The organism is Tatumella ptyseos (assembly GCF_030552895.1).
Taxonomy (GTDB): Bacteria; Pseudomonadota; Gammaproteobacteria; order Enterobacterales; family Enterobacteriaceae; genus Rosenbergiella; species Rosenbergiella ptyseos_A.
Window position 1 is genome coordinate 1,778,334 of sequence record NZ_CP130649.1, and the last position, 14,792, is coordinate 1,793,125.

The following is a 14,792-nucleotide window of genomic DNA, read 5'->3' on the forward strand; positions in this document are numbered from 1 at the left end:
GAGATATTGCTGAAAAGTAAATTTAATTATTCATAATATTCCATAACGTAACCCTTTACTCTCTTCATACCCTTTATCGGCTTCTGAATAACAAAGTTTACGTTTTTTTATTGCTCTAGAAGGTGGCTGGCAAAGACTACACACAAAGCTTCCTTTTGGTTGATGAGCATGATTAATAAACTGCCCTTGGCACTGTCGGCAGGCGGATAGTTCAATCATTCCGCTCTCCGCAAAACGGATTAACGTCCATGCACGAGTTAATCCTAGTAGCGGTTCATCACCTTCCTCATCGGCAGGACACTGCTCTAGATAGAGACGATAAGCTAAGATAAGGCAGTCAACATCCGACTTCTCAGTCTGATTGCGTAGAAATTGCCATGCATGATAAAAAACGGTGGCGTGAATATTGTGTTCCCACGTCATAAACCAGTCCGTTGAGAAAGGCAGCATACCCTTAGGAGGGGGAGTCCCCTTAATCTCCTTGTATAATCTTATTAAACGTCCGCGACTTAATACCGTCTCATTCTCCAGTAGCTGTAATCTTGCCCCCAATCTGATTAATTCCATTGCAACACGAATATCGTGCCCCTCTCTGAGTACGCTTTTTTCTTTCATGATATCCCCACTATTGTCTTATTCTTTTATTATTACTACGCGCATTTAATAAATTACTGGCTAGCATAATACCTGTGTGGATCTGCTGTAGGTCATCGACTCGAGAATCTTGCGTCAGTTTTTCAACCACTTCTATTTTCTCAAATCGAAACTTACATATAAGTTGGTTTGTTTCGGCAAGTTTGACTAATTCATGTAGACTTAGTCCCATTATTTTTTCAGCTAACTCTCCTTCCATTCCAAGCCGATAAAATGCTGAATATTTATCTTCTTTAAGCATTCTTTGCGCTAAGAGAAGATATGATAAATTGATCCCATAGATTTGTTTGACAATATCTGAATTATCCATATTTTCCTCAAATAATTATCTAATAATAAATAAAATACAGGCTGGTAGTATAAAGATATTTTATTGGTCTTTATAATATTATTAGAAGTTACCTTGTTATCAATAATTTCACAATACACATTATTAAACATTTAAGTTTCATATTGATTTAGATCATATAGATTAAGAATGGCATTAAAGTTCACGAGATGGAGTTATATTAAAAGCAGAGTAGAAATTAAATCATCAGTAAAAGATATCTGATCATTTTTATATTACTTATATTAAAATAGCTTGAATATATATAAAATAAAACACCACAATCTGCGAGATTAAAATAGTAATTAACAAACATAAAGTAATCAATAGTATAAGCTAAGTGATATTTCTGCTCCTGTTCAATTCATTGATGGGAATATTGACCCATGTTTTTTTAAGGAGCAAGGTTAGGACGTGATATCTAAAAAAAAACCATAAAATAAAAGTTAAAATCCTTATAATTTTATAGGGGGAATATTAAGATTTTTTCATATTAGAGCGGAATCTCCTATCACCGCAGTGATAGGAGATGGCAATTCGTTAACGCCCTATTTTGTAGAGATCGTCTAAAAAGGTTTCGCGCCAACGAGTAATAGTTTGATGGCTGAGAGTCTCCATCATGATTGCGTGCCGCCGAACGCGCTCTTCTTTACTCATGGTCGTCGCATGTAAAATGGCCTTCGCCACCTCATCGCGATCATAGGGATTCACCAATAATGATTCGGTCAGCTCACAGGCTGCCCCAGCGAATTTCGATAGGATCAGTACACCAGGGTTAGACGGGTCTTGCGCAGCCAAGTACTCTTTGGCAACCAAATTCATCCCATCGCGTAGCGGCGTAATCAGCGCAATATCTGTCAGCCGGAAAATTTTCATTAATAGACGGCGATCAAAGTGCTGGTTTAGGTAATAGAGGGGCGTCCAGCTCATCGTGCCGTATTTCCCATTTATTCTGCCTGCTTCCGTTTCGAGCTGATGACGTATCGCTTGGTAGGCTTGCACCTCACCGCGCGAGGTCGGCGCGATCTGCGTGTAGCGGATATTTCCGCGGTGCTCGGGGTATTTTTCTAGGAAACTTTCATAAGCAAGAAACCGCTCTGGGATCCCTTTTGAATAATCTAAGCGCTCGCAGGCAATGATATTTTTGGCATCACCGAGCTCTTGTCGAATAGCCTGCATTTTCGGCGGAAGTGGACCTTCTGCTAATTTACGAATGCTCTCGGGGTCAATGCCAATTGGATAATCGTGGACATGGAAGGTGTTACCATAAGCTTGATAAACGCCCTCTTCTAGCGTCACCAACTCCGTCTCATGGCCAATCGCAGCTAAAAACGCTTTCGCATCACGTTCTGTTTGAAAGCCTAGTAAATTATAGGCGGTCATTAATCGTAAGATTTCTTGGTAGTCCGGTAGCGCCATCAACACTTCAGGGGCTGGGAAGGGAATATGCAAGAAAAATCCGAGTGGATGTGAGCTACCCTGCTGACGTAGCGCCGCCGCAAAAGGTAATAAATGGTAGTCATGCACCCACACCACATCATCTTGTTGCAGCAGTGGAGAAAGTTTAGCTGCGAGTAGTTCGTTGACATGTAAGTAGCCTTCCCATGCCTCACGCTGATATTCGACGAGATCGAGGCGATAATGAAAAGCAGGCCAGATCACGGTATTCGAGAATTGGCTATAATACAGGTCGTAATCATTTTGGGTCAGTGAGCAGGCGGCATAGGTGATATTTTTCTCTTGCTCGATCTGTAGAGGCTCCTCCTCCCCCGTAATTTTACTGATTTCTCCGTTCCATCCGAACCAGAGTCCGCCCTGCTCTTGTAGAGCATCCAATAATCCGACGGCTAATCCACCGGCTCCATTTTTACTGTTATCAGGGAGTGCGATACGGTTGGAGACAACCACTAATCTACCCATGCTGTACACTCCTCATTTTATCTAGATCAATATTATTGTTGGCTAAATCATCTAACCACTGGTGCAGGGCTATCACGTTGGGTAATCGGTGGATCGCTTCGCTCTCACCACTACCAATTTTAATAGAAATCCCATGTTGCTGGTTCACATACTGGAAGCCGGCTTCGTCCGTGATATCGTCGCCCAAAAAAACTGGAATGCGGCCTTTAAAGGGAGGGGTTTGCATAAGGAAATTTATCGCCTTACCTTTATCACAGGCACGCGGTTTGATCTCCCACACACACTTTCCTGCTTGGACTTTAAAATCGGGGTAACGCTCCACGATATTCTTGGCCAATTGCTGCAATGCCGCCTGCGCGTTAGGCGCTTGTCGGTAATGTAAGGCAAACGCAATGCCTTTCTCTTCTAAACGTACGCCCGCCAGCGACGTAATTTCCCGTGATAAGTACTGTTCAATGTCGCCAAGCTGCTGCGCATCGACATGCGTTATCGTCAGTTCACCGTTGAGTGTGCGGATTTCGGCGCCGTGGATACCTGCCGCCGCCCCGTGCAGTGGGTAGGTTAACGCATCAATTTGGCTTAACGGTCGCCCTGAAACAAAAGCGATGGCTCCCCCTGACTGTTGGGTTAATTGTTTAAGATCAGCCACTGCCGAAGACGGTATTGATACGGCTTCTGGTGTCGCTTGAAGGTCAGCTAGCGTACCATCGATATCAAAAAAAAATGCGTAGTGATTTTGTCGGCATCGTTGCCGCAGTTCATTCATAAATACTCGCTTTCTTTGGTTGCGCATCGCGGTGAAGAGCCTACTTGTTATGTGGGATCAACGCCTCTCACTCAGTTATAAAAATGTAATAATTAAGAATATTATGTGATTCATTAATGTTACTAAGTATAGACTCAATCTCGACGATTGCGCGGCGAATCAGAAAGTTACCTAATTAATAGGGCAAGAACGGCTCCGACTGCACAATCTGCTCATGGTCACCGTGAAGACATTCCGCTACTCTAGGGGGATGAAAAATGACGTTAATAATGAGGTCTATATGGCAACTGAATATGCAATTATTGCAGGCGGCTGTTTCTGGTGTACGGAAGCCGTCTTTCAAAGCTTGAAAGGGGTGTCGTCTGTCGAAAGTGGTTATACCGGTGGCGCGTCAGCGGATCCAACGTATGAACAAGTCTGTAGCGGGTCGACTGGCCATGCAGAAGCCATTCGTATTGGTTTTGATCCTGAGCAGATTAGTTATGCCGATCTCCTCGCGGTGAGTTTTGCTACCCACGATCCAACCCAGCTTAACCGCCAAGGTAACGATATCGGTACGCAATACCGTTCCGCTATTTTTCCTCTGGATGCTGCACAACGACAGACCGCTGAACAAGCGATCAAACTGGCCCAGCAGGATCACTCGCAACCCATAGTCACCACGATTGAAACCTTTACCCTGTGGTACCCTGCTGAAGATTATCATCAAGATTATTGGGATCGCGTAGGAGCAAACAATGGTTTCTGTATGGCAGTGATTCCACCTAAGCTACAGAAGTTACGTAAGAAATTTGCAGATCGGGTTAAGGATTAAGCTGAAAAAGCACGACATTCCGCCGAGTCGCTCAGCTCTTGAGCGGATAAGTAAAAAGCGTGAAATAGTACTTGACCGTTGCGGGGCGACTCCCTATAGTAGCGCCCCGTTAGCGCTGCAAAGCTTAACAAACAATTTGGTGAGGTGTCCGAGTGGCTGAAGGAGCACGCCTGGAAAGTGTGTATACGGCAACGTATCGAGGGTTCGAATCCCTCCCTCACCGCCATATTCTGTAAAAGAGTGACTATAACTCTTTTCCCATTAGCACTTCCATGCTAATGACGAAACCCAGTGCTATTGGCACTGGGTTTTTTTTGACTTAATTTCTTTCTTCCGCGCCCCATATTTCCTAAATAACGCTTTCCATCATAGGGTTATGCAAATCTACGCGTTTGGGACTTGCACCTTTCAGTAAAATACAGATACTGTATATATTTACAGTATTAATCTGAGAGGCGATGACAATGTTATGTTATCAACCTGCACGTATTCGTGCGCTCCTTGAGCTACCTTTGTTTATTAGTCGTATTCCTTGCGGCTTCCCCTCCCCTGCTCTGGACTACGTTGAGCAACGTATCGACCTTAACCAACTTCTTATCAGCCACCCCAGCGCGACCTATTTTGTTAAAGTGAGCGGTGACTCAATGATTGATGGCGGGATCAGTGAGGGAGATATGCTGGTGGTCGATAGCGCCTTGACCGCGAAACAGGGCGATATTATCGTTGCCTCTTTAGCCGGAGAGTTTACCGTTAAGCAGCTGATGCTAAAGCCCACTCTGCACCTCCTACCATTAAATACAGCTTATGCCGCTATTCCTATTGATGATGCCGACCAATTCGAAATTTTTGGTGTCGTAAAGCATGTTATCAAAACGCTGAATCCCTAATGTTTGCGTTAGTTGATGTCAACTCGTTCTATGCTTCCTGCGAAACGATCTTTCGTCCCGATCTTCGCGGTAAACCAGTGGTCGTACTAAGCAATAATGATGGTTGTGTTATCGCTCGCTCCGCAGAGGCCAAAGCACTGAACATTCGAATGGGTGAACCCTATTTCAAACTTACACAGCAAACCTTTCCTCAAAAAATAGCGGTCTTTAGCTCTAATTACGCCTTATATGCGGACATGAGCCATCGCGTGATGACGCTATTGGAGGAGATGGCCCCGCATGTCGAAATTTATTCAATCGATGAGGCCTTTCTTAACCTTACTGGTATGGCGGCATATGGCTCGCTAGAGCAGTACGGCCAACAGGTACGACAACGTATTAAAAATGAAGCACATCTGATGGTCGGTGTCGGCATTGCGCCCACTAAGACACTGGCGAAGCTCGCCAATTATGCCGCAAAAAAATGGGTAAAAACCGCAGGTGTGGTTGATCTCTCCTCGCCACTCCGACAAAACAAATTACTGCCGCTGGTGCCGGTAGAAGAAGTCTGGGGCATTGGCCGTCGATTGAGTAAAAAACTTCAACAGCTCGGCGTTTATACTGCCGCCGATCTTGCCAAACAAGATACCCAGTTTATCCGTAAATCTTTTTCGGTCATTGTTGAACGAACAGTACGCGAATTACGCGGCGAGCCATGCTTAGCCCTAGAGGAGTTTGCACCGGTAAAGCAGCAGATACTCTGTTCCCGCTCATTTTCTCAGCGTATTACCGACTACCGCCAGATGCGTGAAGCGGTCTGTAATTATGCCGTCCGGGCTGCCGAAAAATTACGTATTGAAAAACAGTATTGTCGCCAAGTAGGCGTTTTTATCCGTACCAGTCCGCATGCTGTCGGCGAAATTTATTATGCGAATCAACTTACCGGTCAACTCCTCACGCCTTCTCAAGATACGCGCGATATCGTACGACTAGCCCTTTATCTACTCGATCAAATTTGGCGCGAAGGCCCACGCTATATGAAGGCAGGGATTATCTTAGGCGATTTTTTTCAGCAAGGTGTGGCGCAGCTTAATCTTTTTGATCCGCTAGCCCCTCACGCTAACAGCGACGCATTAATGCACGTTGTTGATGGGATCAATCAAAGTGGCAGAGGAACGATTTGGTTTGCAGGGCAAGGAATTCAAAAATCGTGGGCGATGAAGCGAGAGAAATTATCCCCTGCCTATACGACCCGTTACCAAGATTTACCTTGGGTAAAGTAAGGCGTCTACTGCAATTCAGTGATGAGCGTCTTCATGAGCGGCATCGCCTCTAAGGGCCGTAATGCCGTTACGCCCGTCCCCGCCCAACACACTTGGTAATCGGCGACGCCTTGCGCACTGGCGACCTTATCCAATTGCTTGGCAAGAGCGTAACTATAAGGATAGTCCGCATGGGGAGGACGTAGCGGGCTGTCAATATCTTGCTGCCAACGCCCTATAACCCCGCGAGCAGGTCGCCCAGAAATGACATCCGTAATTTGCGTCCCGGTCGCCGTGGCTAAACGTTGTCTTAGCGAGTCGCTCGCGGCAGACTCTTGGCAGGTAATAAATGCAGTCCCCAATTGTGCAGCACTCGCCCCTTGGGCTAACAGCTCATTAATTTGTCCTCCCGTCATTACGCCCCCTGCGCTAATAATAGGTAGCGAGACCTGTGGCGCTAATTGCTGTAATAACTGCTGAGTACTCAGTCCCGCATCACAAAGCGGGTCGAAAGTCGCACGGTGCCCTCCCGCTTCGATCCCTTGCGCAATAATCGCTGAGCACCCCTGCTGTTGGGCATAGAGTGCCTCACTGAGCCGTGTCACACTCACCCAATAAGGGATTTTCGCATGCTGTAAGGCTTGCAGGATAGACTTAGGTGGTAGACCAAAGTGAAAACTGACGACTGCTGGGCGGGTGGCGAGGATGACATCGAGTAACTCAGGCGAGTCAGCAAAGGAAGCATAAGGGGCAACAAGCTGCGAAGGCACAGCCTGCTCAAATTGCGTAAAATGCGCTGAAAGGTACTGGCACCATGCTCGGCTTTTAACCGGATCCAAGGGTACGGAACGGTGACAAAAGAAGTTGACCTGAAAAGGCTGACTGGTCAGCTGTTGCGTCCCCCTGATTGCGGCCTCAGCCTGAAAAGCATCACAAGCACCTAGCCCTAAGGCACCAAGCCCTCCCGCCTCAGAGACCCGGCTGGCCAATAGCGGTGTGGTTATGCCAGCCATCGGCGCTAAAAAAATCGGATAACGTACGCCTAACTGAGTGAGTAACGACATACTGAGTCCTTGTATAGCTTACTGATCTCGCCGGTAAAGCATCTCGATACAGTCGAAAGTATAGTTGGCGGCAGGCGAATAGTGGGTATCATTGCGCACGCGTAGAAAACCTTGTTTAAGATAAAACCCCTCAGCATTAGGGGTAGAAGAGAGGGCAATAGTTTCTACGCCTTGCACTAGCGCCTCTTGCTTTATACGCGTCATAATGCGTGAAGCGAGCCCTTGCCCCATTGCTTCAGGCAAGGTAAACATCGCTTCAACACGCTGCGTCTTGATATCCAAATATCCTGTCGCTAGCAGCCGACCTTGCTCTTTCTCTGCAACATAAAAGGGATTGTGCAATATCGCCTGTCGATAATCACTAGGCATTACCTCTGGCGTCCACGCGGTGATGGCAGATAAGGGGTAGCAGGCTTGGCACTGTGCAACTAGCGCTAGATTACGGATACGCCAACAGACCTCGGCCTCGTCCCCCCGCGCTCTTCTAATCCTTATTGTCATGCCTCTCCCTCGATAACGACCAATAAAAAACCGCCCTACTGGGCGGTCGACAACATAACTTATTATTGATAGGCAAGCAGTGTGCGTTGACAGAGTTCTGAGCGAACACAGTCTTCTGCTCCAAAGCGTACCACCCCAACTACCTCATCATCAGAAAAACGCTGCATCGCATCGGCAAGCCCAGACTTAACGCCTGCTGGAAGGTCGCATTGGGTAATATCACCGTTAACAATCACAGTTACGTTTTCCCCTAACCGAGTGAGAAACATTTTCATTTGCGAGGCGGTGACGTTCTGTGCTTCATCAAGGATCACGAAGGCATTTTCGAACGTTCTCCCCCGCATGTAAGCGAAAGGAGCAATTTCTACTTTCGCAATTTCAGGGCGCAAACAGTAGTGCATGAAGGAGGAACCCAAGCGTTTGACTAATACGTCATAGACCGGGCGAAAGTAAGGAGCAAATTTTTCAGAAATATCGCCAGGGAGGAAACCCAAGTCTTCATCGGCTTGTAATACAGGGCGAGTCACAATGATACGCTCTATATCTTTATTGATTAAGGCTTCTGCAGCTTTCGCTGCGCTAATCCACGTTTTACCACACCCCGCCTCGCCGGTAGCGAAAATTAACGACTTGGCAGTTATCGCCTGCAGATAATGAGCTTGTGACGCATTACGCGCGACGATCGGTTGGCGATCACGGGTATCCCGTGCCATGCCAATGGCATCAAGGCCACTCATATGAACTAAAGAGGAGACTGATTCTTCTTCGCGTGAACGATGGCTACGCGCATCACTGCGAAGAACCCGTTTTGCTTCACGACGTGCTTTGACTACTGCTTTTTGTCTTCCCATGATGGCACCTTGCTGTTGGTTTCAGTTACCGTCTACCCAATGGTGACGTATAGTTGAACGCTTTAGAGGTTAGCTTCCTTAAGAGCCTTACTGCCTGAGATTAGAAGTCGATGACGTACATTGATGCAAGACCACTGCTTAAGCGAGCAGATCGCGGTTAGAGGTGGAGAATAGGAGAAAAGCGTAGTGAGGGATAGACACGCAGTACAGTGTGAAAAAAGTCGTTTACCCACTGCCTCTGGTCGTCTCATTCGCGATTCCCCAACGGTTGTTATGATAGAACGATGCTGCCTAGACATCATCTCTATAAACTATAGAACAAATCAACACTTATTACATTTAACATTCAAAAATGACATTTTTGTGATAATCACCGAGTAATGACTCAAATACTACTTATGAAGTTTTTTTACAGTGTGACCAAGCATACAAATACTATTCACCCTTATCCACCAGTACCTAATACCTAAATAAGACCTTGATTATTAATAACTTATAAAATAACTTAATATTATATAAGTTATTTTATTGTAAGTTATATTTTGATAAGTTATTATTTACTACGTTGTTTGACGTTACCCTTTATCTTCTTCGTTTACTCAATAAAACGTCAGCCAATAACAGTGAATAGCCTAACCTCTTCACGGGGTATCGATGAATCAGTATTCGAGGATAATAATGACATCAATAACCGCTGGCGTACTAACTGGTCTTCATGCCGTCGCAACAGAGTATCAGCTAGGGCTATATGTCACAGTTATCAACGAAAATGGGGATATCTTGGCCTGTATAAAATCAGGGGATGTCGCTAAAGCGAGTTATAGATTAAGCATAAAGAAAGCAGAAACAGCATATAAATTTAACCATGACAGCGATGTGATATATCAGTCATTAATCTCTATCGGGCAACAAAATTTGATTGGTGAGGAATATTGCTTTCTGGCTGGGGGGATAGTTTACCAGAAGACCTCTGGCGAGCGTTATTACCTAGGCGTTTCAACAAATAATCCCGATCTCGATAAAGAGATCGCTCTTAACATCTCATCCCTATTATAGGAGGTCACAATGAAAAAGGTTCTTATTACTGGTGCAGGAAGTGGATTTGGAAAACTGTTTTCATTTGAACTGGCTAGAAGAGGTTATGACGTTATTGCAGCCGTTGAATCACCGAGTCAAATGCGTCCATTAAGAGAAGAGGCCACAAAAAATAATTTATCTATTAATGTAATAAAGGTAGATATCTGTGTCGCTGAGGATATTGATTATGCTATCGCGCAGCAGGCTGACATTATCGTTAATAATGCGGGAATTGGTGAAGGCGGTGCGCTAATCGATATGCCGCAAGCTATTCTAAGAAAGCAATTTGAAGTGAATTTCTTTGCGACCACTGAACTAGCAAAACGCTTTGCTGATAGCTTAATTAAAAGAAATTCCTCAGGTCGGGTAGTCTTTATCTCTTCCATCGGTGGGTTGATAACCCCTGAATTAGCGGGAGCTTATTGTGCATCAAAACATGCACTGGAAGCCGTTGCCGAGTCGTTCCATTCTGAACTAAAAGACTTCGGTATCAGCGTTTCAACCATCAACCCTGGTCCCTATCTCACAGGGTTTAACGATAGAATTATGGAAGCATCAAAAAATTGGGCTTCACTTCAAGAAAACCATATTAACCATAATGATTTACGCTTTGATTTACATCAGTATGATGAAAACCAAGATATCTCTGCAATGTGTGATGTGATCGTTGATGATAAAGCGAAGTTTAGAAATGTCTTCCCAGAAGAATTTATTGAGATTATTAAAACCCAACAACGCCAAGACTGGGAAAAATAAGTCTCTCAATCCCGCTAATGGGGGGATTTTTTATTGAGTTATCCTCTAATTTATAACCCATTAGCGCTTTGCGGTGGTTATTTCATTCACTGTCACCCTCTTAGTAACAAATCATTAATAACAATCCTCGTAGCATGATGACATGAACTGCTTAATGGGAGAGGTTAATGATTACCTTGTGCAATGCTTGTGGGACGTCCTACTCTGTCGACGCGACGGCCCCGAATAGCTGTAAAATCTGTTTGGACGAACGTCAATATGTGCCAGTAAAAGGCCAACAATGGATAGAACGCGACCGACTTGTCGCTACTCACCGTTACCACTGGACGCTGCATCAACCCAAACTCTTTAGTCTACAAACCGTTCCGGAGTTTGCCATCGGTCAACGCGCGTTTATTCTCCAAACTCCGGAAGCGAATATTTTATAGGACTGTATTGCTTGTCTTGATGAAGCGACTAAAGCCCTAGTCCACTCTCTAGGGGGGTTACATCGCCTTATCTCACCCCCATTACTACACCGCTATGCAAGACTGGGCCGCTGAATTCAATGCCCCAATCTATCTGCACAGCGATGATCAACAATGGATTATGCGTAGCTCCCCTGCAATTAGACTATGGGAGGGAGAGAGCTTATCACTTAGCCCCCAAATACGTTTATTACGTTTGGGAGGCCACTTTGCGGGAGGAAGCGTATTACATTGGTCAACCGATGGAGGAGTACTGTTAGTCGGAGATATCATTCAAGTTACCCCTGGTGCCGATGCAGTCTCTTTTATGTGGAGCTATCCTAACCTACTACCACTACCCGCCCAGAGTGTCCGCTCAATCAGCGATCGCTTAGCCACTTTAGGTTTCAGCAAAATCTATGGTGCCTTTAGCGGACAAGATATTCTACAGCGGGGGGACGATATTGTAAGACAGTCGAGCGATAAATACCTTGCCTGCCTAGCATCCACTGCCTCATCGTCAAACGACGGAAAGCGCTCGTATTAAGCCACTCGATGACCTGGCTGGGTGGCACCTCACCCGCCATTCTCTACCACTCAAGCGACATATTCTGATACGAAAAATCGCGTTATTGAATCAGGTAACAAGTCGGAAATCTTTTACAGACCTTAATAGAAATGATATTACTAACTATTCCTATTTACATTAATTTACTTAGAGACAGTGACCGTGCTAGCCACCTTGGTTATCGCGTTACGTGAAGGGTTAGAAGCCGTTCTAATCGTCAGTATCATCGCGACCTTTTTACGAAAAAATCAGCAACCCTTAGCGCCCATGTGGTGGGGGGTTGTCGCCGCCGTATTACTTTCCATCGTGGTAGGAGTCGGACTCAGTTTGACTGAACGGGCTCTCCCTCAAGCCGAACAAGAAGCGATGGAGGCAATAATCGGTACCATCGCCGTGATCTTCGTCAGCAGTATGATTATCTGGATGCAGCAACATGCACCACAACTGAAACATCAACTCGAGAGTGAGGCAAGCCTAGCCTTACGCCACTCAAGCCGTTGGGCCTTACCCTCCATGGCTTTTTTAGCCGTCCTTAAAGAAGGGTTTGAGACCAGCGTCTTTATGTTGGCGACCTTCTCCGCTGCCCAATCATCAATCTGGGCCACTGTCGGTGCAGTGGTTGGCTTGGTATTGGCGCTGGTGATTGGATGGGGAATTTATCGAGGGGGGATACGTCTTAATCTTGGACGTTTCTTTAAAATTACTGGTATTTTTTTAATTTTTGTCGCGGCTGGGTTAGTGGTCTCGGCTCTACGCAGCGCCCATGAAGCAGGTTGGCTACTCATTGGCCAGCACAAAGTATTAGACCTGTACTGGTTACTCCCTGCCGGATCGATTCGTGCCGCGCTAATCACTGGGGTAATGGGGATCCCTGCCGACCCTCGTGGCGCAGAGGTATTAGGCTGGCTAAGCTATCTCGTCCTATTTCTCGTCGTCTTGGCCTGGCCGCAACGCTTTAAGCCAAGTCCGAAGGTCGCTTACCGCTTATTGCAAAGCGTAAGTTTCATCACCCTCGTCGGGGCATTTTTCTGTGCGAAGCTGCTGTCCCCTCCTCCATTCCAGTTATCCCCCTCTCTGCCACTGGTGAGTCAGCAAGCGACCAAAGAACTGCCTATCGGCACGCTAACACGCAAAGCAGATGGATTGGAATTAACCCTCAACGACCAATCTACTCGCTTTATTCCGTTCAGTGCACCGCCTGTCGCACCCGTGCCGGAAGAGAAAATAATTACACTTAAGCGCCAATGGCCTGATGCCCCCACTCAACTCTCGCTGGACCAAGTCATTACGCTCTATCACCAGCGGGTTCCGCCTGGTCTGCATCCTCAACAGCACCCTGGGCCCTATCAGAGCCAGTGGCAATTGAGTTGTCAGATCACGCTGACCCTGCAGCAGGGAGAGATTATCGCGGCACACAGCACAGAAAATAGCCTATTAACCTTAAGGGGGAGTGGCTTGTCATCGCCCAGATTACTGAGTGTGACGTTATCCCCCGCTGTCGTAGGCTGTCCATGGCAGACAAGCGCAGCCTGGCAACGGCAGGTAAACCAAGCGTTGACCGCTTATCAAGAGACAGAGAACCTCTACGATTTCCTGCAGCATAAGTTACCTATTGTATTAATCTTAATCAGTCTCGGTGCATTAGCGCTGAGCGTGGGTAGTAAAAAAAAGCGTCATTCCTAACGCCAAACCTATAATGAGATAAAGACCATGATGAAACAGCAACTCTTACGTCACCCCGCTCTCAAAATGAGCGCGCTTACATTGCTTCTACTGAGCGTTGGCACCTCCTATGCAGCCTCGACACCCGCCGTCACTCAGGTGAATATTACGCTAACCGGCGATAACGGCGGACAATGCCAACTCGATACGGACAAGGTTAATGCAGGTCCAGTTACCTTCAATATCGTGAATAAAACGGCTACAGCAATCACTGAGATTGAACTGCTCAGTAACAACCGTATTTTAGGTGAGAAAGAGAATCTCGCCCCCGGCCTACCGGCAGTGAAATTTACCTTGAATCTGGAAGGCGGGAATTATCAACTTTATTGCCCAGGCGCAGCAAAAGAACTCGTTAACTTTACCGTTAATGGCCAACGTAGCGCGCAATCCTCCGATAGCATCAGCGCCCTATTAAAACAGGGAACAGACGGCTATGGTCGTTATGTAGAAAGTACTGTTGCGGGGATGGTGAACGCCGTAGCGAAACTCCAAAAAGCTATCAATGCCGGGCAGCTTGAGCAAGCGAAAATTGCCTACGCACAAGCTCGTCCTTTCTACGAGCGGATTGAATCTGACGTGGATGGCTTCTTATTACAAGGCTACAAAGCGACGGACAATGCCGGCAACCTAGACTACCTGATCGATATGCGTGCTTCTAATCTCGACCCAGCAGTCGGCTGGCATGGCTTCCATGCTATTGAGCGCGATCTGTTCGAAAAAGGAAAGATCGACAAGAAAACAAAGCAAACCGCCCAAGGCTTAGTGACGCACGTTGCTGAATTAAATAAACAAGTGAAAGGCCTTACCTATAAACCGGAAGATTTAGCCAATGGTGCAGCAGATCTTCTCGAAGAAGTTCAAAACACCAAAATCAATGGTGAGGAAGAAGCTTACAGTCATATCGATTTAGTCGACTTTGCAGGAAACGTTGAAGGAGCGATGCAAGCCTTTGCCTATTTACAGCCTGGATTGGCGAAAATCGATCCAGCGTTGACCCAACAGGTTAGCGAGCAATTCACCGCGGTACGTAAATTACTTGATCAATACCGAGACAGTAAAAGCCTAGGCGGCTATCGTTCTTATACGAGTGCGCTGAAAGCAGAAAATGCGGCAAAATTAAGCCGTACAATACAAGCCCTACAAGAGCCGCTTTCCCATATAGCTGAGAAAGTTGCTACCCATGCGGGAGCCTAAGTG

14 protein-coding genes, 1 tRNA gene and 1 pseudogene are annotated in these 14,792 nt (G+C 46.2%); 9 read left to right on the top strand and 7 right to left on the bottom strand.

The features are described from left to right. Positions 1 to 30: 30 nt before the first annotated feature. The 4 genes from flhC to otsB all read right to left on the bottom strand — a co-directional run bounded on the left by flhC (position 31) and on the right by otsB (position 3,668). The gene (flhC, locus tag QJR74_RS08405; protein ID WP_304371420.1) at positions 31 to 615 is read right to left on the bottom strand and encodes a flagellar transcriptional regulator FlhC; all 585 of its coding nucleotides are present in this window, start codon (positions 613 to 615) and stop codon (positions 31 to 33) included. 10 nt (positions 616 to 625) lie between these two features. Next, on the bottom strand, positions 626 to 964 hold the full coding sequence (gene flhD / locus QJR74_RS08410) for a flagellar transcriptional regulator FlhD (protein WP_304371421.1): 339 nt from the start codon (positions 962 to 964) through the stop codon (positions 626 to 628). A gap of 558 nt (positions 965 to 1,522) precedes the next feature. Beyond that, on the bottom strand, positions 1,523 to 2,902 hold the full coding sequence (gene otsA / locus QJR74_RS08415) for an alpha,alpha-trehalose-phosphate synthase (protein ID WP_304371422.1): 1,380 nt from the start codon (positions 2,900 to 2,902) through the stop codon (positions 1,523 to 1,525). Then, a complete protein-coding gene (gene otsB / locus QJR74_RS08420) occupies positions 2,895 to 3,668 on the bottom strand; it encodes a trehalose-phosphatase (protein WP_304371423.1) in 774 nt (257 codons plus the stop codon). The genes otsA and otsB overlap by 8 nt, the downstream gene beginning before the upstream one ends. Before the next feature lie 280 nt (positions 3,669 to 3,948). On the opposite strand from otsB, the gene msrA reads away from it, so the two are divergent. The 4 genes from msrA (at position 3,949) to umuC (ending at position 6,631) form a co-directional block, all read left to right on the top strand. After that, on the top strand, positions 3,949 to 4,482 hold the full coding sequence (gene msrA / locus QJR74_RS08425) for a peptide-methionine (S)-S-oxide reductase MsrA (protein ID WP_304371424.1): 534 nt from the start codon (positions 3,949 to 3,951) through the stop codon (positions 4,480 to 4,482). Between the two features lie 138 nt (positions 4,483 to 4,620). Beyond that, positions 4,621 to 4,708: transfer RNA gene (locus tag QJR74_RS08430), tRNA-Ser, on the top strand. Between the two features lie 238 nt (positions 4,709 to 4,946). Next, positions 4,947 to 5,369, top strand: coding sequence for a translesion error-prone DNA polymerase V autoproteolytic subunit (umuD, locus tag QJR74_RS08435; RefSeq protein ID WP_304371425.1), 423 nt, complete (start codon positions 4,947 to 4,949; stop codon positions 5,367 to 5,369). Continuing rightward, positions 5,369 to 6,631, top strand: coding sequence for a translesion error-prone DNA polymerase V subunit UmuC (gene umuC, locus QJR74_RS08440; RefSeq protein ID WP_304371426.1), 1,263 nt, complete (start codon positions 5,369 to 5,371; stop codon positions 6,629 to 6,631). Before umuD ends, umuC begins: the two co-directional genes overlap by 1 nt. Before the next feature lie 5 nt (positions 6,632 to 6,636). Here umuC and QJR74_RS08445 read toward each other — a convergent pair whose 3' ends face one another. The 3 genes from QJR74_RS08445 to phoH all read right to left on the bottom strand — a co-directional run bounded on the left by QJR74_RS08445 (position 6,637) and on the right by phoH (position 9,026). Then, the gene (locus QJR74_RS08445) at positions 6,637 to 7,674 is read right to left on the bottom strand and encodes an NAD(P)H-dependent flavin oxidoreductase (protein WP_304371427.1); all 1,038 of its coding nucleotides are present in this window, start codon (positions 7,672 to 7,674) and stop codon (positions 6,637 to 6,639) included. Positions 7,675 to 7,692: 18 nt separating this feature from the next. Further along, positions 7,693 to 8,175: a GNAT family N-acetyltransferase gene (locus QJR74_RS08450; protein WP_304371428.1), complete on the bottom strand. Its 483-nt coding sequence runs from the start codon at positions 8,173 to 8,175 to the stop codon at positions 7,693 to 7,695. A 62-nt stretch (positions 8,176 to 8,237) separates the two neighbouring features. Then, positions 8,238 to 9,026 carry a phosphate starvation-inducible protein PhoH gene (gene phoH / locus QJR74_RS08455; protein ID WP_304371429.1) on the bottom strand — a complete coding sequence of 263 codons (789 nt, stop codon included), beginning with the start codon at positions 9,024 to 9,026 and terminating at the stop codon, positions 8,238 to 8,240. Between the two features lie 678 nt (positions 9,027 to 9,704). Between phoH and QJR74_RS08460 the strand changes: the two genes are divergently transcribed. The 5 genes and pseudogenes from QJR74_RS08460 to efeO all read left to right on the top strand — a co-directional run bounded on the left by QJR74_RS08460 (position 9,705) and on the right by efeO (position 14,789). Continuing rightward, complete coding sequence (locus tag QJR74_RS08460) at positions 9,705 to 10,082, top strand: heme-binding protein (RefSeq protein ID WP_304371430.1); 378 nt, start codon at positions 9,705 to 9,707, stop codon at positions 10,080 to 10,082. 9 nt (positions 10,083 to 10,091) lie between these two features. Further along, a complete protein-coding gene (locus QJR74_RS08465; protein WP_304371431.1) occupies positions 10,092 to 10,859 on the top strand; it encodes an SDR family oxidoreductase in 768 nt (255 codons plus the stop codon). Positions 10,860 to 11,026: 167 nt separating this feature from the next. Then, a pseudogene (locus QJR74_RS08470) lies at positions 11,027 to 11,852 on the top strand (MBL fold metallo-hydrolase). A 183-nt stretch (positions 11,853 to 12,035) separates the two neighbouring features. Next, on the top strand, positions 12,036 to 13,556 hold the full coding sequence (gene efeU, locus QJR74_RS08475; RefSeq protein ID WP_304371432.1) for an iron uptake transporter permease EfeU: 1,521 nt from the start codon (positions 12,036 to 12,038) through the stop codon (positions 13,554 to 13,556). Positions 13,557 to 13,583: 27 nt separating this feature from the next. Further along, the gene (gene efeO, locus QJR74_RS08480; RefSeq protein ID WP_304371433.1) at positions 13,584 to 14,789 is read left to right on the top strand and encodes an iron uptake system protein EfeO; all 1,206 of its coding nucleotides are present in this window, start codon (positions 13,584 to 13,586) and stop codon (positions 14,787 to 14,789) included. Positions 14,790 to 14,792 lie beyond the last annotated feature (3 nt).